Raw genomic sequence first — 25,853 nt, forward strand, 5'->3', positions numbered from 1 at the left:
TGACCTTTCATGGCCAATCGCCTGCTCCTGACCCTGCTTGCCCTGCTGACGGGCCTGTCCGCCCAGATCGGACCGGCCCACGCACGTGCGTCGCAGGTTGCCAGCATGCAGGTGACGGTGCTGGGCGAAGCCTCCTCGGCCAAGGCGCCGCGTGCGCCGGTGGCGCTGGCGCGCCTTCCGGAGCCCGGCCTGCTCAATACCCGGCGACATGCGCCCGCGCGCACCGCGGCCCCGGTCTTGCGCATGGTGCCCGGGGTTCTGACCGGAATAGACCGCGCCCGCGAATAGCGGCGGCGCCCGCATTCCTTCGCTTTCCCGGCGAATTTCCTGACGCGCCCGCGCTTGCCGCCGGCGCGCATCCGAACTCACACGCATTCACAAGAAACAGGAATTCCGGCCATGCTCGGTGCCATCGTCAAATCCATCTTCGGTTCGTCCAACGACCGTTACGTCAAGTCGCTCGACAAGATCGTCCAGCAGATCAACGCCTTCGAAGCCACACTCGAAGCGATGAACGACGAGGACCTCTCGGCCCAGACCGTCAAGTTCCGCGAACAGCTGGCCAATGGCGCCACGCTCGACGACATTCTGCCCGAGGCTTTCGCCACGGTGCGCGAGGCATCCAAGCGAGTGTTCGGCATGCGCCACTTCGACGTCCAGATGATCGGCGGCATCGTCCTGCACCGCGGCGAGATCGCCGAGATGCGCACCGGCGAGGGCAAGACCCTGGTCGCCACCACCGCGACCTATGTCAACGCGCTGGAAGGCAAGGGCGTCCACGTCGTTACCGTCAACGACTACCTCGCCCGCCGCGACGCCGAGCACATGGGCAAGCTGCACAATTTCCTCGGCCTGACGGTCGGCGTGATCGTGCCCAACCTCAACGAGTACGAACGCCGCGAGGCCTATGGTGCCGACATCACGTACGGCACCAACAACGAGTTCGGCTTCGACTACCTGCGCGACAACATGAAGCACGAGCGCGATCAGATGGTGCAGCGCCCCTTCAACTTCGCGATCGTCGACGAGGTCGACTCGATCCTGATCGACGAGGCGCGCACGCCGCTGATCATCTCGGGCCCGACCGACGACAAGTCCGAACTCTACATCGCCGTCGACAACGTCGTGAAGCGCCTCGTTCCGGAGGACTACGAGACCGACGAAAAGACCAAGAACATCACGCTGACCGAAGACGGCGTCGAAAAGGCCGAGCGCATCCTCGAAGCCGAAGGACTGCTGGTCGGCTCCAACCTCTACGACGTCGAGAACACGCAGGTGGTTCACCACCTCGACCAGGCGCTCAAAGCCGTGGTCATGTTCAAGCGCGATACCGACTACGTGGTGAAAGACGGCAAGGTCATCATCATCGACGAGTTCACCGGCCGCATGATGGACGGCCGCCGCTGGTCGAATGGCCTGCACCAGGCGGTGGAAGCCAAGGAAGGCGTGAAGATCGAGCCGGAGAACCAGACGCTCGCCTCGATCACCTTCCAGAACTACTTCCGCATGTATCCCAAGCTTTCGGGCATGACCGGTACGGCGGCGACCGAAGCGGCGGAATTCTACGACATCTACAAGATGAACGTGGTCACCATCCCGACTAACCTGCCGATCATGCGCGTCGACGAGGAAGACGAGTTCTACAAGAACACGATGGACAAGTTCGGTGCCATCGCCAGGCTCATCCGCGAGAAACACGAGAAGGGCCAGCCCGTGCTCGTCGGCACCGTCTCGATCGAGAAGTCGGAACTGCTTTCGGACTTCCTCAACAAGGAAGGCGTGAAGCACTCGGTGCTCAATGCCCGTTTCCACGAGATGGAAGCCCATATCGTCGCGCAGGCGGGCCGTCTCGGCGGCGTTACCGTTGCCACCAACATGGCCGGCCGCGGCACCGACATCCAGCTTGGCGGCAATATCGAGTTTCGTATCGACGACGAACTCAAGGACATGCCCGAAGGTCCCGAGCGCGAAGAAGCGATCGCCCGGATCAAGATGGAAGTGGCCGAGGAAAAGCAGAAGGTGCTCGACGCCGGCGGCCTTTGCGTGATCGGCACCGAGCGCCACGAAAGCCGCCGCATCGACAACCAGCTGCGCGGCCGTTCGGGGCGTCAGGGCGACCCGGGCCTGTCGAAGTTCTACCTTTGCCTCGAGGATGACCTGCTGCGCATCTTCGGGCCCGATACGCTGTTCTCGAAGATGATGAACAGCAACCTCGCCGATGGCGAGGCGATCGGGTCCAAGTGGCTTTCGAAGGCCATCGAGACCGCGCAGAAGAAGGTCGAGGCGCGCAACTACGAGGTTCGCAAGCAAGTCGTCGAATACGACGACGTGATGAACGACCAGCGCAAGGTGATCTACGAACAGCGCGCCGACATCATGGATTCGCAGGCCGTGGACGATGTCGTGCTCGACATGCGCCACGACACGATCAACGCGCTCGTTGCCGATGCCTGCCCGCAAGGCTCCTACCCCGAGCACTGGAATGTCGATGGCCTGAAGGAACGCGTGAAGGACGTCCTGGCCGTCGACGTCCCTGTGGAGACCTGGGTCGACGAGGACGGCATCGACCCCGAACTCGTCGAGCAGCGCATCACCGAACTGGCCGACGCGCACATGGAAACCAAGATGGCCAAGGACGATCCGGCGATCTGGCGCCAGGTGGAGAAGTCGATCCTGCTCGACCGGCTCGACCATCACTGGAAGGAACACCTCGCGACGCTCGACGCGTTGCGACAGGTGGTATTCCTGCGCGCCTACGCACAGCGCACGCCGATCAACGAGTACAAGCAGGAAGCCTTCGGCCTGTTCGAGCGCATGCTCGAAACCATCCGCGAGGACGTGACCCGCATTCTCTCGGTGAGCGAACTGCGCATTCCGGAACCGACGGAATTGCCCGAACTGCCCGACTTTCTGACCGGCCATATCGATCCGCTGACCGGATTCGACAATTCGGACGATGGCGACGGTTCGGCAGGCCAGGCAGCGCTGTTCGGCTCGCTCGCCGGCAGCCCGCAGGCCACTGCGAGCCCGGGCGGCTCGGGAGAGAACCCCTATGCGGATCTGCCGATCAGCCGCAATGCCCCTTGCCCATGCGGTTCAGGAAACAAGTACAAGCACTGTCACGGCGCGCTCGTCTAAAAGGAAGTGCGCACAATTTCAGGTCCATACCCAAGGTAACTTGGGAAGTAGACCTCGCGATTGTGCGCGCTTTTTCATCTGCGAACTTCGCAACTCTGAAAAAAGCTGAGGATACCGGCAGGGAATCTGCACGGTAAGGTGGAATGCTGCTGCGATTTATGGTTAACTGAATACTGAACAGCGCCTGCTGATCCAGTAGCCGGGCAACCGTTGAAGGCAATGGGCATGCAATTTGTCGTCAGAGGCAGAATGGACGGACAGCAGGGCGCATCCCTGCAGCCCGCCATGATGGGGGTTACCGTGGCGTTCGTCACGGGCCTTGCCCTGACGATCAATCCAACGGTCCTGCAGAAAGATCCCGAGAGGCACTTCAGGCCGAACGCACAGACAGTGCATGTCGGCACTTTGCGGATAGACGGATTGCCGGCGAAAACGCTCCTGGCAAAGTCACTGGAACCGGGGCTTGCCAAGTCCCGCCCGGCACAACCGCAGGCGGCACGTCTCGAACCATCGACGACTGCGGCCACCATGCGGCCCGTGGCCCTGCCCACAATGGAACCTGCCAGCGATTTCACGCCGAGAGATGCAAGTCAGGCCGTGTCGGCAGGAGAGGTGGTTCAGGGCCTGTCGCGACCGGCTGTCGACAAGGTGGCTTCGGGGGCGGCGCAGAGCGAAAGCATCGTGGTCCCGGCAGGAACAGGGAAGCCAGACCTTGTGCCCGCTCCCGTGGCACCGAAGGCGGCCTTTCTTGCCGGTGCGATGCCGGACCTTTCTCCCAAGGTCGGGACGGTCAGGCAATCGCCGGTGGCGACGAAGCCGACCCCGGCTCCCGCCGCTGATGTCGTGACACCGAATTCCGGTGCTCTTGCACCCGCGGTGCCCGAGATTGCCGCAAAGGTAGCAGTACCTCCTAAAGCGACTCTGGTCGCGGCGAACACGGCGGAAAAGAGGCTCCGCGCGGACATGCCGAAGCCGGCCTCCCTCGCGATTGCAGCGCCGGAGGCCTCGCCGCGGATCGAATTTCGGCCCCGCTCCGATACACCCGCTAAGGGTGCCATGATTCTCGCGGATTCAGCCACGGCGATGGCACTGCAGCCGCCGCCGGCAATCGTCACCCCGACAGCGCCCCCGCCGCACGGCAAGATCGGGCGTACCCCAAGCGTCAGTTCCGATGCGCTCAGGTGGATCGTTGACGGCACGTCCGAAGAGGACTCGCGCATTTTCGGGCGCCAGCAGGCAGACGTCGTTCTGGTCGACGGGCGTGAGGTTGCACCGACAGGCGTGGTCGATAAGCCTGCTGCTTCGCTCGCAACGGCAGGGAGCAGGCCGACGGATGAAATGGGCGTCGATGTGGCGGCGACGCCCGCCGCTCTCGGCGGCGCGGTTGCAGCGACCCGGTCCGTCGCGGGTGCCGCTCCCGCTGAGCAATCCCTGGCGCCCCGCGAGGCCGAATCGGCAGCCGGACTCGAGGCAGCGAGCATTCCCCTGCAGATACCCGTTGCGGAGGAAGAGGTGACGGATGCGCCGCAGCGTCAGGTGCTATCGCAACTCGCCCCCGCCGCCAGGGAGGCGTTTCCGGTGGGAAACATGTCCAGGGATGAGAGCCATAAGCCCGTCGCGGCCGATCAGCCCGTAGCGGTCAGTGCGGCGCCCGCAGCCGCCTCCTACAGGCAGACGACAGCCGGCATCGAGGTGGAACTGCCACTGCGTGTCCACGGCGTTCGCGCAGGATCGATCACCCTGCTGATCGAAGGTGCCAAGGCCGATCACGCGGACATCGTGCATCGCGAGTTCCGGGTGAGCCTGGCCAGCCTGCTGGACGTGCTGCGCCCCAATATGGATCCCGCGCTCTATGCGCGTCTGCGCAATTCCCCCGATGCGGATTCGCTCGTCACGCTCAACGACCTCAGGGCCGTGGGCATAACGGTGGGATTCGACAAGAACGGCGACCTGACGCTGGGATAACACGCACGTCGTACGTCCCCAACAGGGCAAATCGCGGATATTTCTGGAAAGTGCTTCCGGATGCCGGCGCTTCGTGCGCGCCCGGAAGAAGAAAGTGGCTCCCCGAGTAGGATTCGAACCTACGGCCATTCGATTAACAGTCGAATGCTCTACCGCTGAGCTATCGGGGAGCAGCCCTGCAGTGTCTCCACCGCGGGGCAGGGGTGCGCCTATATGCAGAGCCGTCGGGATTGGCAACCCCGATCTGACGGAAATTTTGCGCAAAATGATCCAGGCGTGCCGAAGACGGCGATCAGACCTGGAACTGCTCGGCGAAAATGCGTTCCTCCAGCGTGTAGCCGGGGTCGAACAGCAGCGTCAGCTCCTTCTTGGCCGAGGCGGCGATGCGCACCGTGGATACGTCGCGCACTTCCTTCTGGTCGGCGACGGCGGCAACGGGGCGCTTGGCCGGTTCGCGGATGCGGAACTCGACCTCGGCGCTCTCGGGCAGGATCGCGCCCTTCCACCGCCGGGGGCGGAACGGGCTGATCGGGGTGAGCGCGAGCATGCGCGATCCCAGCGGCAGGATCGGGCCGTTCGCCGAGAGATTGTAGGCGGTCGAGCCGACCGGAGTGGCGATGAGTATGCCGTCGCCGGCCAGTTCTTCCATCCGCACGCGGCCGTTGATTCGCACTTCCAGCTTGGCGGTCTGGCGCGTTTCGCGCAGCAGCGAGACTTCGTTGATCGCGTAGAAGCTGAATTCCTCGCCGTCCTGGGTGGTCGCCTCCATGCACAGCGGGCGCACGGGCACGCGATGCGCATCGGTCACGCGGCGGGCAATCGGCACGTGGTCGTGCGGACCGTTCATGAGGAAGCCGACCGTGCCCAGGTTCATGCCGTAGACGGGCTTCACCACGTCCCAGTGGAGCATCTCGTGCAGGACATGGAGCAGGAAGCCATCACCGCCCAGGACCACCAGGACATCGGCCTCCTCGGGCGAGACCCAGGGGTACGAATCCCGGAACACCCTGGCTCCGGCCTGGGCCTTGGCGCTGTCCGATACGATCAATGCCAGTTTCGGATCGTCGTTCATGAAATCCCCGGCCAGATTGCAGCTTACGTGCTTGGGCTGTCGAATTTTGAACGCTTTGGCAAGGCCTTTGGGGTAAGGGCGGGGGATGGGCGCATCGCAACGAGAAAAAAAGCAGGGTCATCCCAAGCGGCTTGAAGACCGTCTGACGGGAATTCCGGGTATAGAGGCCGTGCACGAGCGCGTGGCCGCCTGGCAGGCCGACACCGGGCGCGCGCCGGGCGGCGCCCATGTCCATGCCATGCTGCTGGGGCTGCGCCGGTTCGAGGCCATCAATATCGCCTATGGCGAAGCCGCGGGCGATGGCGCACTGGACGAAGTGGCGGCCCGCATCGTCCATTTCGCCGGCGAGGAACTCGATGGTCCCTGGCAGCTCGCCCGCGCGGGCGGGGGCGCCTTCGTGCTCGTTGCCAGCGAGGCCTGCAGCCGCGAGCGCTGGCAGCTCGTGGCCGACCAGATGGCCGACCTGATCGCGCGCCCCATTTCGGTTCCCACCGGCGTCCTGCGGCTGTCGCCCCGTATCGCGTTGATCCGGGCTGTCGACGGCGAAAGCGTCGAATCGATGCTCGACCGGCTCAGCCATGCCCTGGAACAGGCCAGCGGGCAGCACGGCGGGCGGCTCGCCTGGGCCGATGGCGAGGTGACGCCGCCAGGACGGTCCAGCGCGCAGCTGGAAGCGGACCTGCTGGGTGCGATCGACCGCGACGAGATCGAGATCCTGTTCCAGCCCCAGTTCAGCCTTGCCGACGACAGCCTGACCGGTGCCGAGGCGCTGGCGCGCTGGGTCCACCCCGAGCTTGGCAGGATCGGCGCGGGGGCGCTGTTCACGATCGCCGAGCGGGCGGACCATGTGGCGCCGCTGTCGCGCCATATCGCCCGCAAGGCGTTGTGGGCGGCCTGTGAGTGGCCGGGCAAGCTGCGCCTCTCGATCAACGTGACGCCCGCCGATCTCGCCTTCGGCAGCTATGTGCGCCAGATGCTCGACCTCGTGCGTGAAAGCGGCTTCCCGCCGCGCCAGCTCACGCTGGAAGTCACCGAGCAGGCGCTGATCAGCGACGTCACGCTCGCCGCGCAGATGATGGCGGAGTTTTCCGCGCAGGGCATCCGCATCGCGCTCGACGATTTCGGCGCGGGCTTCTGCAACTTCCGTTACCTCAAGGTGCTGCCCATGCACTACCTCAAGCTCGACCGCTCGATGATCGAGGGCGTGACGAGCGACAAGCGCGACGTGGCCGTGCTGCGCGCGATCGTGGCCATGGCGAAGGCGCTCGATCTCGAGGTCATCGCCGAGGGCATCGAGGACGAGGCCCATCGCGACGTCGCCGCCCGCGAAGGCTGCGCCTACTATCAGGGCTTCCTGCGTGCCCAGCCGATGAGCGGGGCAAAGTTCCTGAAGCTGGCGGGAGCTTGAACCGCCCCCGGTTTATCCCGCTTTGCGCGCCACCGCGCTGAGGCCCCTGGTAAGCTGGAACAGGCCATTGAGCCGGGCCTTGGGATCGCCCCATGCGCGGGCCAGCACCAGCTTGTTGTCCGGACGCAACTTCACCGTGCCCTGCAGCCGCTCAGCATAGGCGATCAGCCCGGCCGGGTTGGGGAAGCTGTCGTTGTGGAAGCTCACCAGCGTGCCGCGCGGGCCGACGTCGATCTTGGCGATGTGCGCCTCGATCGCCTGCCGCTTGATCTGGATGAGCTGGATCAGGTTGGCGGTGGGGGCGGGCAGATCGCCGAAGCGGTCGATCATCTCGGCCGAGAGCGCTTCGATTTCCTGCTGGCTGTCGGCATCGTTGAGGCGGCGGTAGAGCGCCATGCGCACCGCCAGATCGGGGACGTAATCGTCCGGGATCATGATCGGCGCATCGACGGTGATGGCGGGTGACAGGCCCGAGGTGTCCTTCTCCAGCCCGGCGCCACCGGCGCGCGCGGCCAGGATCGCGTCCTCGAGCATCGACTGGTAGAGTTCGAAGCCGACTTCGCGGATATGGCCCGATTGCTCGTCGCCCAGCAGGTTGCCCGCGCCGCGGATGTCGAGATCATGGCTGGCGAGCTGGAAGCCGGCGCCAAGGCTGTCGAGATCGCCCAGCACCTTGAGGCGCTTTTCCGCGACTTCGGAAAGCTGCGTGTTGGCCGGCGTTGTCAGGTAGGCATAGGCGCGCAGCTTGGAGCGGCCGACGCGGCCGCGCAACTGATAGAGCTGGGCGAGGCCGAAACGGTCGGCGCGGTGGATGATGATCGTGTTGGCGCGCGGAATGTCGAGGCCGCTCTCGACGATGGTGGTGGAGAGCAGAACCTCGTACTTGCCCTCGTAGAAGGCGCTCATGCGCTCTTCCACTTCTCCCGCGCCCATCTGGCCATGCGCGGTGATGCACTTGACCTCGGGCACGTGGGTGCGCAGCCATTCCTCGATCTCGGGCATGTCCGAGATGCGCGGCACGACGATGAAGCTCTGCCCGCCGCGATGGTGTTCGCGCAGCAGCGCCTCGCGCATCACCATGTCGTCCCATTCCATCACGTAGGTGCGCACCGCCAGGCGGTCGACCGGCGGGGTCTGGATGGTGGACAGCTCGCGCAGGCCCGACATCGCCATCTGCAGCGTGCGCGGGATCGGCGTGGCGGTGAGCGTCAGCACGTGCACGTCGGTGCGAAGCTGCTTGAGCTTCTCCTTGTGGTTGACGCCGAAGCGCTGCTCCTCGTCGACGATGACAAGGCCGAGGCGCTTGAACTGCACCGACTTCGACAGGATCGCGTGGGTACCGCAGACGATGTCCACCGTGCCGCTCGCCAGCCCCTCGCGGGTGGTCCGGGCTTCCTTCTCGGGCACGAGGCGCGAGAGGCGGCCGACATTGAGCGGGAAGCCGGCAAAGCGCTCGGCGAAACCGGCATAGTGCTGGCGGGCGAGCAGGGTGGTCGGCGCGACGACGGCCACTTGCTGTCCGGCCATGGCAGCAACGAAGGCGGCGCGCAGCGCGACCTCGGTCTTGCCGAAGCCGACATCGCCGCACACGAGGCGGTCCATCGGCTTGCCGGCGGCAAGATCGTCGAGCACGTCGGAGATCGCGGCGTCCTGATCCTCGGTTTCCTGCCAGGGGAAGCGGTCGACGAACTGGTCGTAGGCCGAGCCTTCGGGCACCAGCACCGGCGCCTTGCGCAGGGCGCGCTCGGCCGCCGTCTTCATCAGCTCGCCTGCGATCTCGCGGATGCGTTCCTTCAGGCGGGCGCGACGCTTCTGCCAGCCTTCGCCGCCCAGCTTGTCGAGCGCGACGCCCTCGCTCTCGCTGCCGTAGCGCGAAAGCACGTCGAGGTTCTCGACCGGGATGTAGAGCTTGTCGCCGCCCGCATAGGTCAGCATCACGCAGTCGTGCGGGCTCTGGCCCACCGGAATCGACTGCAGGCCTTCATAGCGGCCGATGCCGTGGTCCATGTGGACGATCAGGTCGCCCGGCGTCAGCGCCGCCAGTTCGGCTAGGAAGGCATCGGAATCCTTGCGCTTCTTCTTGCGGCGCACGAGGCGGTCGCCGAGAATGTCCTGCTCGGTGACGACTTCGATCGCATCGTTCGAAAAGCCCGTCTCCAGCGGCAGCACCAGCGCGGCCGAGCGGCCCTGCACGGCCAGCCCGAGCGCCTCCTGCCAGGTGTCGGCAAGGCGCGGTTCGGGGCCCCATTTGTGCGACTGACTCGCTTCGCCCAGGATAGAGACGAGGCGCGCGCGGCTGCCGGTGGAATAGGCGGCAAGGATAGGCTTGCGCCCGCCCTTGCCGACATCGTGAAGATGCTTGGCTGCCGCATCGTAGGCATTGTCGCCGCGTGCCCGTTCCGGCGTGAAATCGCGCGCGTTGCCGAAACCGAAGTCGATGACTTTCGCGCCTTCCGGTTTGGCGAAGGCGTCCGCCTGATGGACGGGGAATCCGGACAGCGTCTGGCGCAATTCCGCTTCCGCCAGATAGAGCGCATCGGTCGCCAGCGGGCGGTAGCTTCCGGCCTTCTGGCCCGACGTGTCGAGGCGGGCCTTGTGATAGTCGGCAATGTCGCCCAGTCGTTCCTCGGCGGCCCCGATCGCGGACGTGTCGGCCACGATCAGGTCATCGTCAGAAAGATGGTCGAACAGGGTGACGAGCCGGTCCTCGAACAGCGGCAGCCAGTGTTCCATGCCGGCAAGGCGGCGGCCGTCGCTTATGGCCTGGTAAAGCGGGTCGCCCGTGGCATTGGCGCCGAACATCTCGCGGTAGCGGCTGCGGAAGCGCTTGATCGTATCGTCGTCGAGCAGGCCTTCGCCTGCGGGCAGCAGCAGGTATTCGCCAAGCGTTCCGGTCGACCGCTGGGTGCCGGTATCGAACAGGCGCAGCGTTTCCAGCTCGTCGCCGAAGAAGTCGAGCCGCAGGCCGGCATCGAGACCGGAAGGCACGATGTCGAAGATCGAGCCGCGCACCGCGAACTCGCCCGCGTCGATGGCGGTGTCGGTGCGCTGGTAGCCCTGACGGCGCAGCAGTGCGATCAGGCTTTCGTGGCCGATTTCCATGCCCGGCTTGATAAGCCGCACCGATTCCCGGATGCGGAATGGCGTGAGCACGCGCTGCAACACGGCGTTGGCAGTGGTGACCAGAAGCTGCGGCCCGCTGCGTTTCGCCTGCAGCCGGTAGAGCGCCGCCAGTCTGCGCGCGCTGACCGAAAGGGCCGGACTGGCACGGTCATAGGGCAGACAGTCCCATGCCGGAAATTCCACCACGTCCAGTTCGGGCGCGAAGAACTTCGCCGCTTCGGCAACCGCGCTCATCGCCGCTTCGTTGTCGGCGATGAAGACGGCGCGACCTTTCGCGGCGCGGGCAAGGTCGGCCATGACGAGCGGTTGCGCGCCGCGCGTTACCGAGGCCAGCGTCAGCGGCGTCGTGGCCGAGAGAATGCGTTGAATGTCGGGCATGGTGGGAAGCGCGCGAGATAGCGGTTTGCGCGGGAAATTCAATCGCCTTGGGGCCGGGATATCCGACGCAATGGATCGAAGTCCCAGGTCTGCTGTTGCCAGCCATCCATCGTTTCAAAGTGTTGCCCGGTGGCGGGAGGCAATTGACCTTCCGGGGCGCTGATGAAAACGAAGGGCTGCCCGGACCGGAGACCAACCCCGGCCATTCGACGAGAGGTGCCTCGATTCTGTCCCATCCGCACACCCCCCGCTTTGTCGCGTATGTGGCGGTCGTGTTCGTTGCGCTGGTCGCGGTGCAACTGACCGCCAGCCTGCTTTTCTATCAGGCGATCGACAGGAAAACCCTGAAGGACGATCATGCGCGGCGCATTGCCGAACTGCTGGTGGTGAGCGACCGGCTTCACGCGATCACCCCGGAACAACTCTCCGATGCCATGAGTACGCGCTACCTGCACGCGGACGTCACGTCCGTGCCGGCCATCGCGCCCGGTGCGATGAACGGCGATCTGGAGGAAATCGCCCGGCAGATCGTGCTCTGGGAGCCGTCTCTGGCTGGACGCTCGCTGAGTCTCGCACGGGTCACGGGCCAGAACGGCGGCGAGGATCTGGTGGGATCGATCTGGCTGGGGGAGGGCAACTGGCTCAACTTCCGCTCGATCGATATCGCGTCGATGTGGCCGATAGCCTCGAGAGCCATCGTCACCACCTTCGTCACTTCGGTGGTCCTGCTGGCCATCGGCCTGCGCATGCTCCTGCTGCTGGCACGGCCGCTGCGACGGCTGACGGCTGCCGCAGACCTGATCGGGCACGGCCGCGAGGTCGCCATCAGGGAGGAAGGCCCCCGCGACTTGCGCGACCTCGCACATGCGATGAACCTGATGCAGGGGCGCATCGCCCGTCTCCTGCGGGACCAGACGAAATCGTTCGAGGCGATCAGCCACGATTTGCGTACGCCGCTCGCGCGCCAGAAGGTCGCGGCGGAACTCGTCGAGGACGAGGAGCTTTCGAAACTGCTGCTGGCGAATGTGGACGAGATGGAAGCCCTGCTGGCGTCATTACAGCAGTTCCTGCGGGTACAACATATGGTTGCGACGCCCGAAACCGTCGATCTGCTTCCGTTCATCCATGGCGTTGTCGCGCCGTTCGCGGACCGCGTCGAAATTCGTGCCAGGTCTTCGCCGGAGATTCGGACCTATCCTGAGCCTCTGGCGCTGGCCATTGCTGCCGTCACGCAGAACGCAGTGCAATACGGCACCCACGCTTCGGTCGACATCGAACCCGACGAGAACGGCCAGTGGGCGATTGTGATCGAGGACGACGGACCGGGCATACCGCCCGAGTACTACGAGGACATCCTCGATCCCTTTTTCCGCCTCGACGAAGCCCGTGCACGCAACACGGCCGGGTTCGGCCTGGGCATCCCGATGGCGCATCGTCTGATGACGCATTTCCATGGTGCCATCGCCTTCGCGCCTTCACGTTCGGGGGGGCTTTCCGCGCGTCTCAGGATACCGGTGCCCGATGCGTGAAATGCACCGTGCCGTTTTCCTACATCGCCGCGACCTGTCAGAATTCCCGCGGTCCTCGTGCAGGCCGCGCTCCTTGACATCGTTGGCGAATACCATGGGCGGCGTGAAGAACGCAGCCAGACAACCCCATGTTTCAAAAGGAAAACCCGAAAACTTGCCTATGCGCTGTGCGGACAAACTTCGTGAAGTTCCGCCTCAGCGCGGGATCTCGACGTAGTCGAGCTTCATCATGCGGTCGACCAGCGGCCCCCGGTATTCCTCGGGAATGGATTGGGTGCCGAGCGCCCAGGCCATGATGTCGACGTCCTCTTCCTCGATCAGCTTCTCGAACAGGTCGACGTCGGCTTCGGACCAGTCGGCGTGGAAACGGTCGAAGAAGCAGCCGATCATGTAGTCGGCCTCGCGCGTGCCGCGATGCCAGGCGCGGAACTTCAGGCGGGCGAGACGGGGTGAAAGCTCGGTCATGGCCCCGCGCGGTAAGCGTGCACACACGCCATGGCAAGTGTCGAAACACCGCGCTAAGAGGCCACCATGCGGCCCGAAGCGCTCAATTCCCTGTTCGTCGAAGTCGAGGCGCTCGACGGTGTCGGCCCCAAGTTGCGGCGCCCGCTCGAAAAGCTGGGCCTCGCACGGATCAAGGACGTGGCCTATCACCTGCCCGATCGGTTCGTGGAGCGACGCGCGGTAACGAATCTCGACGATGCTGGCGTTGGGGAGAATATCATCGTCTCGCTGACGGTGCGCGAACATCGCGCGCCATCGGGGCGGGGGCCGTTCCGCGTGCTGGCCGAGGACGAGATCGGCAATGTCTGCACACTGACCTATTTCGGCCGGGCCTCCTACACAGCGAAAAAGCAGCTTCCGGTAGGGGAGCAGCGCTGGGTCGCCGGGCGGCTCGACCAGTATGGGCAGATGCTGCAGATCGTGCACCCCGAGCATGTCTCGGAAAGCGCCGCCGCTCCGCTCGGCCAATTGCGCGAGGCGGTCTATCCGCTCTCCGAAGGGCTGACGCAGGGGCGCATCGCCGGACTGGCGGAGCAGGCGCTGCGGGCACTGCCCGAGCTTCCCGAGTGGATCGAGCCGGGCCTTTTGCAGCGCACGAAGTGGCCGGACTGGCGCGAGGCGCTGCGCGAGGCGCACAAGGGGCCGAATGCCCCGGTGCGCGACCGGCTTGCCTACGACGAGCTGCTGGCCAATGCGCTCGCGCTGATGCTGGTGCGCCAGAGCAATCGCGCGCAGCACGGCACACCGCTGGCCGGTGACGGAACGTTGCGCGGCAAGCTGCGGCTGCCCTTCACGCTGACGGGGGCGCAGAAACGGTCCATCGCGGAAATCGAAGGCGACATGGCGCAGGCCGCACCGATGCTGCGGCTGCTGCAGGGCGATGTCGGCTCGGGCAAGACGGTGGTGGCGCTGTCGGCCATGCTGATCGCGGTGGAGGCGGGGGCCCAGGCGGCCATGCTCGCCCCGACCGAGATCCTCGCCCGACAGCACTTCGAGACGCTGCGCAAGATGCTGGAAGGGACCGGGGTCGAAATCGCGCTCCTTACCGGACGTGACAAGGGCAAGGCACGCGAAGCGATCCTTATGGGCCTCGTCGGCGGTTCGATTGACATCGTGGTCGGCACGCACGCGATCTTTCAGGACACGGTGGCGTACAGGAACCTCGCACTGGTCGTGATCGACGAGCAGCACCGCTTCGGGGTCGGCCAGCGCCTGATGCTCGCGCGCAAGGGGCGCCGCACGCCGCACACGCTGGCGATGACGGCGACGCCGATCCCGCGCACGCTCACGCTCGCGCAGTATGGGGAGATGGACGTATCCCGGCTCGACGAGCTGCCGCCCGGTCGACAGGCGATCGATACGCGGGTGGTCTCGGTCGAGCGGATCGGCGATGTTGCTGGCGCGCTGGCCCGGCATTTCGAGACCGGGCAGCAGGCCTACTGGGTCTGCCCGATGGTACACGAAAGCGAGAACGACGACCTCGCTGCGGCAGAGGCCCGCTTTGCGGCACTGAAGGAGCGGTTCGGCGAAGGCGTGGTGCTGGTCCATGGCCAGCTTCGCCCCGAGGCGAAGGACGCGGCCATGGAACGGTTCGCTTCGGGTGAAGCGAAGCTGCTCGTCGCGACGACCGTGATCGAGGTCGGCGTGGACGTGCCCAACGCCACGCTGATGGTGATCGAGCAGGCCGAGCGCTTCGGTCTCGCTCAACTTCATCAACTGCGCGGCAGGGTGGGGCGCGGAAGCGAGAAATCTACGTGCCTGCTGCTGCGCGGGCAATCCTTGTCCGAAACCGCGCGCCAGCGCCTGGCCCTGATGCGCGAGACGCAGGACGGCTTCAGGCTGGCGGAAGAGGACCTGGAACTGCGCGGCGGCGGTGAACTGCTGGGTACGCGGCAATCGGGGGATACGCCGTTCCGCATCGCCAGTCTCGAGCAGATCCAGAAGCTGCTCCCGCTGGCCCATGACGATGCACGGCTGCTCATCGAACGCGATGGCGGGCTGTCCGGACCGCGCGGAGAAGCGGCACGCTTGCTGCTCTATCTGTTCGAACGCGACTGGGGCGTGCAACTCCTGCGCGGCGGCTGACATCCGCGCCACGAAAAAGGGCGGAGGACCTTTCGATCCCCCGCCCGGTCATTGGCTTGGCTACGCTGCCGTTTGAGCCGATCAGCGCGAACCGAAGGCGTAGCGCACGTTGAGGCCGAACTCACGCGGCGCAGTGGTAGTTACCGCCGTGTAGCTGCTGGTGTAGGTGGCCGCAGCGCCACCCGCAGCGAGGTTGCGATAAGACGTGAACAGCGGGTCGCCGCGCGTCAGGGTCTTGGTGGTGTCGAGCAGATTCTTCGCGAACAGCGAAATCGACCATGCACCATCGGGTGAACGAATACCCGTGTACAGGTTCACCAGACCATAGGAGCCGACATCATCGTAGATGTTGGTCGGGTCGGCGCGGGAATTGCCGTTGAAGTTCACCAGGCCGCGGACATAAGCTTCAACCGCATCCGAAACCTCGTACCGGTATTCGGACGTCAGCGTTGCACTGAAGGGGGACTGGAAGCCCGAGCGCTGGGAGACGGTGCAAGCAGAGAGGTTGTCGCTGCCCACCACGGCCTGAAGTTCGGCAAGGCTCGGGGCGGAGGTCGTGCCGTCAGGCACGCCGTCGCCGTTGAGGTCGTTGCACGGGATCGTACCGTTCTTGATCTTGCCGATCGAGTAGGCGGCAGTGAGCCCGACGTCCCAATTGTCGGTCACGGCCACAGACAGATCGCCTTCGACGCCGTTCACTTCCACCGGCACAGCGCCGACGAAATTGAACTGGGCGACTTCCTGATAGGTGGTGCCCGATGTGCGGTCATACGCTGTGTTCACGTAATACACGCCCTGGCCCGGCACACGGTAGGGGTAGTTGTTGAACTTCTGGTGGTAGGCCGTCAGGTTCAGGTGGGCACGACCGCCCAGAATGGTGCTCTTCAGGCCAATTTCGTAAGACTTCGACGTCTCGGCCGGAAGGTTCAGGAGGCTCTGTTCCAGAGCCGACTGGCTGAGGCTAAAGTCACCCACGACGTTCAGGCCCGGACGCCAGGAACTGCCCGTGCTCGCATAGATCATCAGGTCAGGCGTGAAATTGTGCTTCACGGAAGCGCTGTAGATCCACTTCTTCGCATTCTGGCCATCGGACGAGACCGTAATGCCGCCAACGACCAGGCCATTCACGTCGCGATAGTCGATATGACGAAGGCCGCCCGCAATTTCGGTGCTCTCGCCGATGTGGGCGGTCAGGTTACCGAAGAACGACTGCTCGTGCGAATGACCTGTGCGTTCGATGTCGGTGACGACGTAATCGGTGAGGCCGGGCGCCAAGCTCGATCCCAAAATGCCGCTATCCGGATTATACGGATTGGGGGCGCCAAGGATCGTGCGGCTAACCAGGTCGGTCGGCGTGGTGCTCTTGTAGTCGAAGAACCCGACGACGTAGTCGAACATTTCGAGCAGTCGGGCATCGTTCTGCAGACGAACTTCATGCGACGTCGATGAAACGTCAGAGTAATTGTCGCGGAAGATGTCGCCCGAGAAGAAGTTGCCCTTGTCCTGGTTCTCATGGCCCCAGATCTCCTGGGTGTAGTGCTGCCCTTGGTAGATGAGCACCTGCCCCAGCGCGGAACCTTCGGCACGCCAGTTGTAGATGTTGTAGATCTGGCGGGTATCCAGGCCATGCTCCATGTTGGAGAGGCGGTCCGACGACGCGATGTAGACGGGGCTGGCGCCCGCATCGGGGTTCACTTCGCTGAAAGAGGCGACCTGCGTGTAGGCGCGGGCCGTGCGGTCCAGACGCTGATACATGCCTTCCAGCTTCAGCCAGTCGGTCGGCTGAACGAGGATGGAGATGCGGCCGCTCTTGGTTCGCGAAAAGGGATCCTTGGTGGAATAGATCGAACGGACGCGGTCGCCTTCATTCTCGTCCCACACACCGGCAGCACGGATGGCCGCAATGCCTTCGATCACGGGGATGTTGACGCCGCCCTTGAAATTGAGGGTGCCGATGTCGTTCGCGGTCATGTCCGCGAAGCCGCCGTATTCGTAAAGGTCGGGCTTCTTGGCAGTGACCGTGATCGAGCCCGAGGGGGATGCACGACCGCGCAGGGTGCCCTGCGGACCGCGCTGCACTTCGATCATGCCGATGTCATACATCTGCTGAAGGATAACGCCGGCCGTGATCGGCGCGTCGTTGAAATAGAATTCGACGGTCGGGTTGTTGCCGCTGGCGCTGACGTCGAAATTGACACCGCGCAGCTTGGCACCACCGCCCACGCCGTTGGATTCGGTGTCCATCTGCAGGCCCGGGACGATAGCAGCAACGTCCTGGAAGCTGCGCATGTTCAGCTTGCTGACCTGATCGGCCGACACGGTGTCGATCACAGCGGGAACGTCCTGCACGTCTTCGGCGCGGCGACGCGTCTGAACGATGATGACGTTTTCGGTGTACGAGGATTCGGTGCTGGCTTCGGTGTCGGCATCCTGAGCCAAAGCGGGCGTTGAAAGAGCTGCCACGCTCGCAGAGCACAGCAGCAGAGTCGAAAGAAGACGCATATTCTCTCCCATGAGATGGTGTCAGGACTGAATGTTCCTTGCGCGCAGGAACTGAAACCGCCTCAGTTTTGTGTCAACGTGTCTCGTGCGAAGATTACGCGCCAGCGATACATAGTGACTTCGCGGCAACGGATCGGGAGAGAAGTGCACCGCAAACGCCCTCTGGAAGGGCGAAAATCGCCAATTCAGCCATTCGATCCATCGGCGCGAACGGCGATGTCAGGAGGCCCGCCCAGTGGGCACGCGCGATTCGCAGGTTCAGAGATGGGTGTCAGGACTGAATGGGCGCATCGCCGCCGCGCACGCACCACCACGATGCGCCCATTCGCGCGGTGGTGATGTATGGTGTTTTATGCGTAAAATGGTCGGGGAGAGAGGATTCGAACCTCCGGCCCCTGCCTCCCGAAGACAGTGCTCTACCAGGCTGAGCTACTCCCCGACCGATCGTGCCGCGTTAAAGCGGCCCGAGGCAGGAGCGCGCCTATAGAGAGCGATTCAGAAGGTGGCAAGGGAACAATGTGCAAATCGTGCAACCCTTTTTCACTTACGCTGATTTAGGCACCGGCTTCTGTGATCAGCGCTATCCCAGGAGCAGGGGACAGGGCTGGCTTTGCGGACGGATTCCAGTCGGGCGTAACTCTTTCCCGGTTCTTTTCCTCGCGGCCGGCGAGGGCTAGGTCCCTTTCTATATTGCACGGGCGTGCTGCAGGCCTTGTCGAGAGGGGCTCACGTCATTCCTGGAGGGACATTCATGCCGTCGAGTTCCGTTCCGCACTACGAGTACCAGTATCTCGGCCTGTTGCGGGAAGTGTGGGAACATGGCGACGAGAGGCGCGACCGCACGGGCGTAGGGACCCGTTCGCTGTTCGGACCATCCATGCGCTTCGATCTTTCCGGCGATGCCGTACCGCTGCTCACGACCAAGCGCGTGGCCTGGAAGACCGCTGCGCGCGAAATGCTGTGGTTCCTGACCGGCGATACGAACATTCGCGAACTCGTCCGTCAGAAAGTCCATATCTGGACCGACTGGCCGCTCGACCGCTTTCGGCGCGAAACGGGTGAAGAGATAGATCGCGATGCGTTCGAAGCACGCATTCTCGAGGACGATTCGTTCGCCGAACGCTGGGGCGATCTCGGGCCGGTCTACGGCAAGCAGTGGGTAAGCTGGGATACTTACGAGCCTGCCGGCGAGGGGCTGTTCCGGCGCGGAAAGCCGATCAATCAGATCGCGCAGCTGGTGGAAGATATTCGCCACAATCCGACATCGCGCCGCCTCCTGTTTACTGGCTGGAATGTCGCAGAGCTTGGCGGCATGGCCCTGCCGCCCTGCCACATGACCTATCAGTATCATGTCGCCGGCGGCCGGCTGTCGGGCATGTTGTGGCAGCGATCGTGCGATCTAGGGCTGGGCTTTGCGTTCAATGCCTTTTCGGCAGCGATGTTGTTGCGGATGCTGGCGCAGCAATGCGATCTCGAACCCGGCGAACTGGTCTGGAGCGGCGGCGACACGCATGTCTATCTGAACCACGAACATCTCGTGCAGGAACAACTCGCACGCACGCCGCGCAGCCATCCCGTCCTGAAGATCAAGCGCAAGCCCGACACGATCTTCGATTACCGGATCGAGGACTTCGAGGTGCTCGACTACGATCCACACCCTCACATAGCCGCCCCCGTCGCCGTGTGACGCCGCATGTGCGGTGTCGCGGTGTATTTCGGGCCGGGGCATATCCACGTAGTACGTGCGCGCACGTTATGGCGCCCGTGTCAAACTTTGCCGGATGCCGGGCGTTTATAAAGGGATAGCCCGGGCGCGAAAGGGTGGCACTGAGCGATTGACATTGCTGCAGTGAGTAATATTATAACTCTCACGCAGAATATTGATGCTCAGGGTTCTCGCGACCCGATCATGGCGGGAGAGCACAAGATGACCACAGGTCAGGCCCCTTCGGACAAACGGCGCGGAAATTTGCCGCCGTTGGAATTTCACGTTCCCGAGCCTTGTTACCGGCCGGGTGACGTTGTCGACTATTCGCATCTGGAGATCCCCGAAGCGGGAACGGTGCGTCGGCCCGACGAGGCTTGCGAGGCCCGCGAGACCTGGCCGCTGACGTCCGACCTGATCCGCGTTCTCGATGACGAGGATCACGCCGTCGGCCCGTGGAATCCCGGCCTCGATGCCGAAACGCTGCGCCGCATCCTGCGCACCATGGCGCTTACACGTGCTTTCGACGATCGCATGTATCGTGGCCAGCGGCAGGGCAAGACCAGCTTCTATATGAAGAGCACTGGCGAAGAGGCGATTTCCGTGGCCTGCGCCTTTGCCCTTGCCAGCGATGACATGGTATTTCCCAGCTATCGCCAGCAGGGCATCCTGATTTCGCGCGGCTATCCTCTCGTCGAGATGATCAACCAGATCTACTCGAACCGCGCCGACCGGCTGAAAGGGCGGCAGTTGCCGATCATGTATTCGGCAAAGGACTATGGATTCTTCACGATCTCCGGCAACCTTGCCACACAATTCCCGCAGGCCGTGGGCTGGGCCATGGCGAGTGCGATCAAGGGCGATACGCGCATCGCGACCAGCTTCATCGGCGAGGGATCGAGCGCGGAGGGAGATTTCCACGCGGCGATGACGTTCGCTGCCGTCTACAACGCGCCGGTGGTGCTCAACGTGGTGAACAACCAGTGGGCGATTTCGAGCTTCTCCGGCTTTGCCGGGGCTGAGCGAACGACGTTTGCCGCACGCGCGGCAGGCTACGGAATCGCGGGCCTGCGAGTCGACGGCAACGATGCGCTCGCGGTCTATGCGGCGATGGACTGGGCGGCCAACCGCGCCCGGGCCAACAAGGGGCCGACGCTTATCGAACATTTCACCTATCGCGCCGAGGGCCATTCGACCTCGGATGATCCGAGCGCCTACCGTTCCGCGCGCGAAGCCGAGGAATGGCCGCTCGGCGATCCGATCATGCGCCTGAAGAATCACCTCGTGGCTATGGGGGAATGGTCCGAGGAACAGCATGCGGAGATGGACCGCGTGCTGGCCGAGGACGTTCGCGCGGCCACCAAGGAGGCCGAAAAGAACGGCATCCTGGGACACGGTCTGCATCATCCGTTCCATACGATGTTCGAGGACGTTTTCGAGGAACTGCCCTGGCACCTGGAAGAGCAGGCCGAACAGGCCATCAGCGAGCGCCGGACGAAATGGCCGGAGTGGAAGGAGTAGGGGATATGCTGGAAGAGGAACCCGTCAGCCTCCACGAGGCGCCGACCCGCTCGCTCAATATGATCGAAGCGATCAACGATGCGCTCGACATCATGATGTCTCACGATCCCGACGTCGTGATCATGGGCGAGGATGTCGGCTATTTCGGCGGCGTTTTCCGGGCCACGGCGGGCCTGCAGAAAAAGTACGGCATGAACCGGGTGTTCGATTCGCCGATCAACGAGTGCGGTATCGTCGGGGCCGCTGTCGGGATGGCCGCCTACGGGCTTCGGCCGGTGCCCGAGATCCAGTTCGCGGACTATATATATCCAGGCCTGGACCAGCTCGTCTCGGAAGCTGCTCGCCTGCGGTATCGTTCGGCGGGAGAATTCATCGCGCCGATCACGATTCGCTCGCCATTCGGCGGCGGCATCTTCGGCGGGCAGACGCACAGCCAGAGCCCGGAGGCGCTGTTTACGCACGTCGCCGGCCTCAAGACCGTGATTCCCTCGACGCCGCACGACGCCAAAGGGCTGTTGATCGCCGCGATCGAGGACAACGATCCGGTGGTCTTCTTCGAGCCCAAGCGCATCTACAACGGCCCATTCGATGGAAACTACGACAGCCCTTCGAGGACCTGGAAGGCGCATCCCGGCGGCAAAGTGCCCGAAGGCTATTATTCGATTCCGCTCGGCAAGGCGCGCACGGTGCGCGAAGGTTCCGCGCTGACCGTGCTGGTGTACGGCACCATGGTGCACGTGGCGGAGGCGGTGCTGGAAGCAAAGGGCGTCGATGCAGAGATCATCGACTTGCGCACGCTGGTGCCGCTCGACATCGAGGCTGTGGAAAAGTCTGTCGAGAAGACGGGGAAATGCCTGGTGATACACGAGGCAACCCGCACCTCCGGCTTCGGCGCCGAACTCGTCGCGCTCGTGCAGGAGCGCTGCTTCTATCACCTCGAAGCGCCCATAGAGCGCGTGACCGGCTTCGACACGCCGTATCCGCACAGCCTCGAGTGGGCATATTTTCCGGGTCCCGTCCGCATCGGCGAAGCGGTGGACCGGCTGATGAAGGATTGATCAGATGGGGCGCTACACGTTCCGCCTTCCCGACATCGGGGAAGGCATTGCCGAAGCAGAAGTCGTTGCCTGGCATGTGAAGGTCGGCGACATGGTCGAGGAAGACGGCCGTCTTGCCGACATGATGACCGACAAGGCGACGGTCGAAATGGAAAGCCCGGTGGCGGGCAAGGTGATCGAGGTCGCGGGCGAGACCGGCGATGTCATTGCCATCGGTTCGCCGCTCGTAGTGATCGAGGTGGAAGGCGAGGGCAACGAAGGCGCCGGGGCTGCCATGCCTGCCGCCCACGCCAATGCTCCCGCCGTTACCGAGGAGACGCGCAGCGAGCCCGAACCGGAAATGCCTGCAGCGCCTCCTGAGCCAGCACCACAGCCGGCCTCGGTAGTAGTCCGGGCCGAAACGGCGGAGCCGCCCGCGCTCGCGCCTGCCGGCAGTCCATCGGCGAAAGTCATGGCCAGTCCTGCTGTGCGCAAGCGGGCGAAGGACCTCGGGATCGCACTGTCCGAGCTGCGGCCCGCCGAAGACGGACGCGTGCGTCATGCCGATCTCGATGCGTTCCTTGCCTACAATTCGGCCAGCGGTTTTCAGCCGGCCGGACGCAAAGGACGGGACGAGCAGATCCGCGTCATCGGCCTGCGCCGCCGCATCGCCGAAAACATGGCAGCGTCCAAGCGCAACATTCCGCACTTCGCCTATGTCGAGGAATACGACGTCACCGCGCTCGAGGAGATGCGCGCGCAGCTCAATGAAGGGCGGGGCGAACGGCCCAAGCTAACCATGCTGCCGTTCCTGATCAGCGCGATCTGCAAGCTGATCCCGGACTACCCCATGCTCAATGCGCATTACGATGACGAGGCGGGCGTGGTCACACGCCATGGCTCGGTGCATCTGGGCATGGCGGCGCAGACGCCGGCAGGGCTCATGGTTCCGGTGATCCGCGACGCGCAGGACCGCAACCTGTGGCAACTCGCGACCGAGATCTCGCGGCTTGCCGCCGCCGCGCGCGACGGATCGGCGAAATCGGCCGAACTGTCGGGCTCGACAATCACGGTGACGTCGCTCGGGCCCATGGGGGGCGTTGCGACGACCCCCGTCATCAACCGCCCTGAAGTGGCCATCATCGGCCCCAACCGCATCGTCGAACGGCCGATGTTCGTGCGCGATTCCAGCGGCACGGAGCGTATCGAGAAGCGCAAGCTGATGAACATTTCCATGAGCTGCGATCACCGCGTTGTGGACGGCTGGGATGCAGCGAGTTTTGCGCAGGACCTCAAGAAGCTGATCGAGGCTCCGGCGCTGATCCTGGCAGGGTAGGGGCGGCGGACTGGTCCGCGCCCGGACCTATTTGACGATCCCGGCGTAAGCGATCTCGCCCTGGCCGCGTGCGGCACTGCTTGCAGGAATGCGCCAGCGAACGTGCGTGACGTCTTCTGGCGTCGCGGCGCGGCTGCCGACGCGCAGGTTGGCAAGGTTGCCCCACGTGCGGCCACCGTCGACAGAGACCTCCTGCCTTTCGTTGGTGCTCTCCTGATAGGCGAGCGAGGCGGGAAGCGGGTTGGTGATGACAAAGCCGCCATCGCCACCCATGCGATACCACCTGACGACGGTTACCACACGGTCCCCACGCACGAGCCGCCGTGCCGGTTCGAGGCGGCGGTTGGTCTCGCGCGTGATTCTCTCGACATAGACCGCGCTGTCGGTTGCGACGGAAGCGGTTCCCTGAGCACCGGCGGGCAAGGCGAGAGCCGTTGCCGACGCGAGCACAGCTGCGAAAAGGATATGCCGGTTCGGACGCACTGATTTCCCTCATGACGGCCCTCCATGGGCCTGCTGGGAACATGCGCCCGCAGTCGCCAAGATATGGTTAACGCAGCTTCATCACGACGCAGCGGTCCGGGCTCACGCAAAAAATCCGCCGAGCCCCGGCAAGGCAGTTGACAGGTCCCCGAGGCTGGCTTAGTGGCGCGGCTCCCAAGCGGACGCACCGCAAAGTACGCGGGTGTAGCTCAGTTGGTTAGAGTGTCGGCCTGTCACGCCGAAGGTCGCGGGTTCGAGCCCCGTCACTCGCGCCACTTGGGATCTCTACCGGGAAACCGGCAGGGTTGCGGACGGCCAGGCCCTGCCTGACCACATACATTGCTGTGCGGGTGTAGCTCAGTTGGTTAGAGTGTCGGCCTGTCACGCCGAAGGTCGCGGGTTCGAGCCCCGTCACTCGCGCCACTTCCCACGAAGTGGCCACGCAGCACGAAAGAAGGCCGGGCTTGTCCCGGCCTTTTCCATTTCCAGCCATGTGGAAACGCTCTCAAGCCAGGGGCGCGATCAGCCCCAGCGGCCGGTTTCCATCCAGATCAGGAAACGTCGCAGGGGCAATATCCAGACGAGGCCGAGCACCACGTAGACCGGCGTCTGGGCAAGCGCATTCCACTCACCGATGAGCGGGGGCACGAAACTGGCGACCGCAATGCCGTAAAGCGCGAGCGCAAGCACGAGGAGGAGGACGCCGATCGGTATCCGCCATGTCGGGGCTTCGCGCATGTCAGTCATGTCCTTCATAGATTCGCGTCGGCGTCACCACGGCCGCAAGGGGGCGGTCATGGGCTTCGTGCGGCAGCTCCTCGGCGATCTGGCAATCCCATGCAAGCCCGATTGCGGGCACCTGAGGATGTGCGTCCAGCCAGCGGTCGTAATGCCCGCCACCCTGGCCCAGCCTGTGCCCGGCGGCAGTAAAGGCCAGCAGAGGGACTACGACGACATCGGGAATGACCGGGCCATCGTCGCCCAGCGGTTGCAGGGCGCGCCAGGGACCGGGTTCGAGACCAGTTTCGTCCCAGGGATTGGCCCAGGCCCGAAATTCCATTGCGGCATCGCGCGCGGAGAACCAGGGGAGGGCGATACGGCGGCCATTTTCGCTGAACCAGCGCGCCCAGCCCGTGGCAGGGGCTTCCGTACCCGCGGGATGATAGAGGCCGACCGTGGCACCTTCAGGTATCTTCGCCACCACTGGCGCCGGCGGCCGGTTGAGCACGAGCGCGCGCAGGCCTTCCGGCAGGCCCGAGACATGATCGGCGCGCGCCTTGCGGTAGGCCTTGCGCAGGGCTGTCTTCTCTTCAGCGGGTGACATCGGGGGTGACGGGTCCACCTTGGGTCGTTTTCCTAGAAATCCTCTGACGCCTTCACGTCAGGTGGGAGCCATGTACGTCGGACCACGATCCGGGCAGGGACAGCCCCCTTGGATTGCTTATAGCCTCAGGGATGTTCGAACGGCTCGTGCCGGGCAGATCCCGTCACGTGCTATCTAGGCGTTCGATGCGTCGCTCTCAAGAAGGTCTGCAAGATTTTCGATCCGCTCCGCGATCGTGACAAGGCGTGCTGCCAGACCGGAAGGCACGGCGCCTGCATTCTTGCGGCCCTGCAGGTCGTGAACTTCATCGGCCAGCAGCAGGGCGGCGTAAAGCAGCATGCGGGTCTCGGTCTGGCCGGTGGCACCGGCTTCGGACACCTTGTCGTCGATCAACTTACCGAGGCCCGCGACATGGTCTTCCTCGCCGTCGGCACAGGCGACGGTAAAGCTGCGGCCGCCGATGGAGAGCGTGACGTTGCTCATTCCGTCCGGTCCGCGATCAGCCTGTCCAGATCTTCAAGAGAGCGGGAGACGGAGGCCTTGAGCCGCTCGTGTCGATTGCGAAGGTCCGCCGCTTCCCGCGAGGCCGCCTCGACGCGTGCCAGCGCTGCTTCGATCCTTTCAACCGCCTTGACGATCGGCACCTCTTCCATGGCGCCATGGCTATCGTATTATCGTCACAAGGCAAGCAGTTGGACCGGGTTGTTCACAGTCGCGTGGACCTGCGGGCGGGTCGCCGCCCG

The 25,853-nt window shown here is 64.3% G+C and carries 19 protein-coding genes and 4 tRNA genes; 12 read left to right on the forward strand and 11 right to left on the reverse strand.

The window, feature by feature from the left end:
* Nucleotides 1-9: 9 nt before the first annotated feature.
* The 3 genes from NZK81_RS15800 (at nucleotide 10) to NZK81_RS15810 (ending at nucleotide 5,103) form a co-directional block, all read left to right on the forward strand.
* Nucleotides 10-288: a hypothetical protein gene (locus tag NZK81_RS15800; protein WP_260047039.1), complete on the forward strand. Its 279-nt coding sequence runs from the start codon at nucleotides 10-12 to the stop codon at nucleotides 286-288.
* Between the two features lie 111 nt (nucleotides 289-399).
* Nucleotides 400-3,138, forward strand: coding sequence for a preprotein translocase subunit SecA (secA, locus tag NZK81_RS15805; protein ID WP_260047040.1), 2,739 nt, complete (start codon nucleotides 400-402; stop codon nucleotides 3,136-3,138).
* Between the two features lie 249 nt (nucleotides 3,139-3,387).
* Nucleotides 3,388-5,103, forward strand: a complete 1,716-nt coding sequence (locus tag NZK81_RS15810; RefSeq protein ID WP_260047041.1) for a hypothetical protein — start codon at nucleotides 3,388-3,390, stop codon at nucleotides 5,101-5,103.
* Between the two features lie 95 nt (nucleotides 5,104-5,198).
* Here NZK81_RS15810 and NZK81_RS15815 read toward each other — a convergent pair.
* Nucleotides 5,199-5,273: transfer RNA gene (locus NZK81_RS15815), tRNA-Asn, on the reverse strand.
* Nucleotides 5,274-5,395: 122 nt separating this feature from the next.
* Nucleotides 5,396-6,175 (reverse strand): NAD kinase, encoded by a 780-nt coding sequence (locus NZK81_RS15820; RefSeq protein WP_260047042.1) that lies wholly within the window; start codon nucleotides 6,173-6,175, stop codon nucleotides 5,396-5,398.
* An 85-nt stretch (nucleotides 6,176-6,260) separates the two neighbouring features.
* On the opposite strand from NZK81_RS15820, the gene NZK81_RS15825 reads away from it, so the two are divergent.
* Nucleotides 6,261-7,583, forward strand: a complete 1,323-nt coding sequence (locus NZK81_RS15825) for a bifunctional diguanylate cyclase/phosphodiesterase (RefSeq protein ID WP_260047043.1) — start codon at nucleotides 6,261-6,263, stop codon at nucleotides 7,581-7,583.
* 12 nt (nucleotides 7,584-7,595) lie between these two features.
* Here the strand turns inward: NZK81_RS15825 and mfd are convergent, their stop codons facing one another.
* Nucleotides 7,596-11,084, reverse strand: a complete 3,489-nt coding sequence (gene mfd, locus NZK81_RS15830) for a transcription-repair coupling factor (RefSeq protein WP_260047044.1) — start codon at nucleotides 11,082-11,084, stop codon at nucleotides 7,596-7,598.
* Between the two features lie 143 nt (nucleotides 11,085-11,227).
* On the opposite strand from mfd, the gene NZK81_RS15835 reads away from it, so the two are divergent.
* Complete coding sequence (locus NZK81_RS15835) at nucleotides 11,228-12,613, forward strand: sensor histidine kinase (RefSeq protein WP_260047045.1); 1,386 nt, start codon at nucleotides 11,228-11,230, stop codon at nucleotides 12,611-12,613.
* 195 nt (nucleotides 12,614-12,808) lie between these two features.
* Here NZK81_RS15835 and NZK81_RS15840 read toward each other — a convergent pair whose 3' ends face one another.
* Nucleotides 12,809-13,078, reverse strand: a complete 270-nt coding sequence (locus NZK81_RS15840; protein ID WP_260047046.1) for an FAD assembly factor SdhE — start codon at nucleotides 13,076-13,078, stop codon at nucleotides 12,809-12,811.
* 66 nt (nucleotides 13,079-13,144) lie between these two features.
* Between NZK81_RS15840 and recG the strand changes: the two genes are divergently transcribed.
* Nucleotides 13,145-15,202, forward strand: coding sequence for an ATP-dependent DNA helicase RecG (gene recG / locus NZK81_RS15845; protein ID WP_260047047.1), 2,058 nt, complete (start codon nucleotides 13,145-13,147; stop codon nucleotides 15,200-15,202).
* Between the two features lie 81 nt (nucleotides 15,203-15,283).
* On the opposite strand, the gene NZK81_RS15850 is transcribed toward recG, so the two are convergent.
* Nucleotides 15,284-17,704: a TonB-dependent receptor gene (locus NZK81_RS15850; RefSeq protein WP_260047048.1), complete on the reverse strand. Its 2,421-nt coding sequence runs from the start codon at nucleotides 17,702-17,704 to the stop codon at nucleotides 15,284-15,286.
* A gap of 362 nt (nucleotides 17,705-18,066) precedes the next feature.
* Nucleotides 18,067-18,143: transfer RNA gene (locus tag NZK81_RS15855), tRNA-Pro, on the reverse strand.
* A 312-nt stretch (nucleotides 18,144-18,455) separates the two neighbouring features.
* On the opposite strand from NZK81_RS15855, the gene thyA reads away from it, so the two are divergent.
* The 4 genes from thyA (at nucleotide 18,456) to NZK81_RS15875 (ending at nucleotide 23,303) form a co-directional block, all read left to right on the forward strand.
* On the forward strand, nucleotides 18,456-19,391 hold the full coding sequence (gene thyA, locus NZK81_RS15860) for a thymidylate synthase (RefSeq protein WP_260047049.1): 936 nt from the start codon (nucleotides 18,456-18,458) through the stop codon (nucleotides 19,389-19,391).
* Nucleotides 19,392-19,631: 240 nt separating this feature from the next.
* On the forward strand, nucleotides 19,632-20,930 hold the full coding sequence (locus NZK81_RS15865; protein WP_260047050.1) for a 3-methyl-2-oxobutanoate dehydrogenase (2-methylpropanoyl-transferring) subunit alpha: 1,299 nt from the start codon (nucleotides 19,632-19,634) through the stop codon (nucleotides 20,928-20,930).
* A 5-nt stretch (nucleotides 20,931-20,935) separates the two neighbouring features.
* Nucleotides 20,936-21,988 (forward strand): alpha-ketoacid dehydrogenase subunit beta, encoded by a 1,053-nt coding sequence (locus tag NZK81_RS15870; RefSeq protein ID WP_260047051.1) that lies wholly within the window; start codon nucleotides 20,936-20,938, stop codon nucleotides 21,986-21,988.
* A gap of 4 nt (nucleotides 21,989-21,992) precedes the next feature.
* Entirely contained in the window at nucleotides 21,993-23,303 is a 1,311-nt protein-coding gene (locus NZK81_RS15875) for a dihydrolipoamide acetyltransferase family protein (protein ID WP_260047052.1), read from the forward strand.
* 27 nt (nucleotides 23,304-23,330) lie between these two features.
* Here NZK81_RS15875 and NZK81_RS15880 read toward each other — a convergent pair whose 3' ends face one another.
* Entirely contained in the window at nucleotides 23,331-23,726 is a 396-nt protein-coding gene (locus NZK81_RS15880; protein WP_260047053.1) for a hypothetical protein, read from the reverse strand.
* A 258-nt stretch (nucleotides 23,727-23,984) separates the two neighbouring features.
* On the opposite strand from NZK81_RS15880, the gene NZK81_RS15885 reads away from it, so the two are divergent.
* A tRNA-Asp gene (locus NZK81_RS15885) sits at nucleotides 23,985-24,061 on the forward strand.
* 71 nt (nucleotides 24,062-24,132) lie between these two features.
* Nucleotides 24,133-24,209: transfer RNA gene (locus NZK81_RS15890), tRNA-Asp, on the forward strand.
* A 99-nt stretch (nucleotides 24,210-24,308) separates the two neighbouring features.
* On the opposite strand, the gene NZK81_RS15895 is transcribed toward NZK81_RS15890, so the two are convergent.
* The 4 genes from NZK81_RS15895 to NZK81_RS15910 all read right to left on the reverse strand — a co-directional run bounded on the left by NZK81_RS15895 (nucleotide 24,309) and on the right by NZK81_RS15910 (nucleotide 25,763).
* Entirely contained in the window at nucleotides 24,309-24,524 is a 216-nt protein-coding gene (locus NZK81_RS15895; protein ID WP_260047102.1) for a DUF2842 domain-containing protein, read from the reverse strand.
* A 1-nt stretch (nucleotide 24,525) separates the two neighbouring features.
* Nucleotides 24,526-25,110, reverse strand: a complete 585-nt coding sequence (locus tag NZK81_RS15900) for a 5-formyltetrahydrofolate cyclo-ligase (RefSeq protein WP_260047054.1) — start codon at nucleotides 25,108-25,110, stop codon at nucleotides 24,526-24,528.
* A gap of 174 nt (nucleotides 25,111-25,284) precedes the next feature.
* Nucleotides 25,285-25,593: a cell division protein ZapA gene (zapA, locus tag NZK81_RS15905; RefSeq protein ID WP_260047055.1), complete on the reverse strand. Its 309-nt coding sequence runs from the start codon at nucleotides 25,591-25,593 to the stop codon at nucleotides 25,285-25,287.
* Nucleotides 25,590-25,763: a hypothetical protein gene (locus tag NZK81_RS15910; RefSeq protein ID WP_260047056.1), complete on the reverse strand. Its 174-nt coding sequence runs from the start codon at nucleotides 25,761-25,763 to the stop codon at nucleotides 25,590-25,592. Before NZK81_RS15910 ends, zapA begins: the two co-directional genes overlap by 4 nt.
* Between the last annotated feature and the right edge of the window lie 90 nt (nucleotides 25,764-25,853).

Origin of the sequence: Novosphingobium mangrovisedimenti (assembly GCF_025153475.1) — a bacterium.
GTDB lineage: Bacteria > Pseudomonadota > Alphaproteobacteria > Sphingomonadales > Sphingomonadaceae > Novosphingobium > Novosphingobium mangrovi_A.

What these genes read in the sequence shown, in the direction of transcription:
- NZK81_RS15870 (WP_260047051.1), top strand. Translation starts at nt 20,936, where the DNA reads ATGCTGGAAGAGGAACCCGTCAGCCTCCACGAGGCGCCGACCCGCTCG.
- NZK81_RS15900 (WP_260047054.1), bottom strand. Translation starts at nt 25,110, where the DNA reads ATGTCACCCGCTGAAGAGAAGACAGCCCTGCGCAAGGCCTACCGCAAG.
- NZK81_RS15840 (WP_260047046.1), bottom strand. Translation starts at nt 13,078, where the DNA reads ATGACCGAGCTTTCACCCCGTCTCGCCCGCCTGAAGTTCCGCGCCTGG.
- NZK81_RS15825 (WP_260047043.1), top strand. Translation starts at nt 6,261, where the DNA reads ATGGGCGCATCGCAACGAGAAAAAAAGCAGGGTCATCCCAAGCGGCTT.
- secA (WP_260047040.1), top strand. Translation starts at nt 400, where the DNA reads ATGCTCGGTGCCATCGTCAAATCCATCTTCGGTTCGTCCAACGACCGT.
- NZK81_RS15875 (WP_260047052.1), top strand. Translation starts at nt 21,993, where the DNA reads ATGGGGCGCTACACGTTCCGCCTTCCCGACATCGGGGAAGGCATTGCC.
- thyA (WP_260047049.1), top strand. Translation starts at nt 18,456, where the DNA reads ATGCCGTCGAGTTCCGTTCCGCACTACGAGTACCAGTATCTCGGCCTG.
- NZK81_RS15850 (WP_260047048.1), bottom strand. Translation starts at nt 17,704, where the DNA reads ATGCGTCTTCTTTCGACTCTGCTGCTGTGCTCTGCGAGCGTGGCAGCT.
- NZK81_RS15820 (WP_260047042.1), bottom strand. Translation starts at nt 6,175, where the DNA reads ATGAACGACGATCCGAAACTGGCATTGATCGTATCGGACAGCGCCAAG.
- recG (WP_260047047.1), top strand. Translation starts at nt 13,145, where the DNA reads ATGCGGCCCGAAGCGCTCAATTCCCTGTTCGTCGAAGTCGAGGCGCTC.
- NZK81_RS15800 (WP_260047039.1), top strand. Translation starts at nt 10, where the DNA reads ATGGCCAATCGCCTGCTCCTGACCCTGCTTGCCCTGCTGACGGGCCTG.
- NZK81_RS15810 (WP_260047041.1), top strand. Translation starts at nt 3,388, where the DNA reads ATGGACGGACAGCAGGGCGCATCCCTGCAGCCCGCCATGATGGGGGTT.
- zapA (WP_260047055.1), bottom strand. Translation starts at nt 25,593, where the DNA reads ATGAGCAACGTCACGCTCTCCATCGGCGGCCGCAGCTTTACCGTCGCC.
- NZK81_RS15910 (WP_260047056.1), bottom strand. Translation starts at nt 25,763, where the DNA reads ATGGAAGAGGTGCCGATCGTCAAGGCGGTTGAAAGGATCGAAGCAGCG.
- NZK81_RS15865 (WP_260047050.1), top strand. Translation starts at nt 19,632, where the DNA reads ATGACCACAGGTCAGGCCCCTTCGGACAAACGGCGCGGAAATTTGCCG.
- mfd (WP_260047044.1), bottom strand. Translation starts at nt 11,084, where the DNA reads ATGCCCGACATTCAACGCATTCTCTCGGCCACGACGCCGCTGACGCTG.
- NZK81_RS15895 (WP_260047102.1), bottom strand. Translation starts at nt 24,524, where the DNA reads ATGCGCGAAGCCCCGACATGGCGGATACCGATCGGCGTCCTCCTCCTC.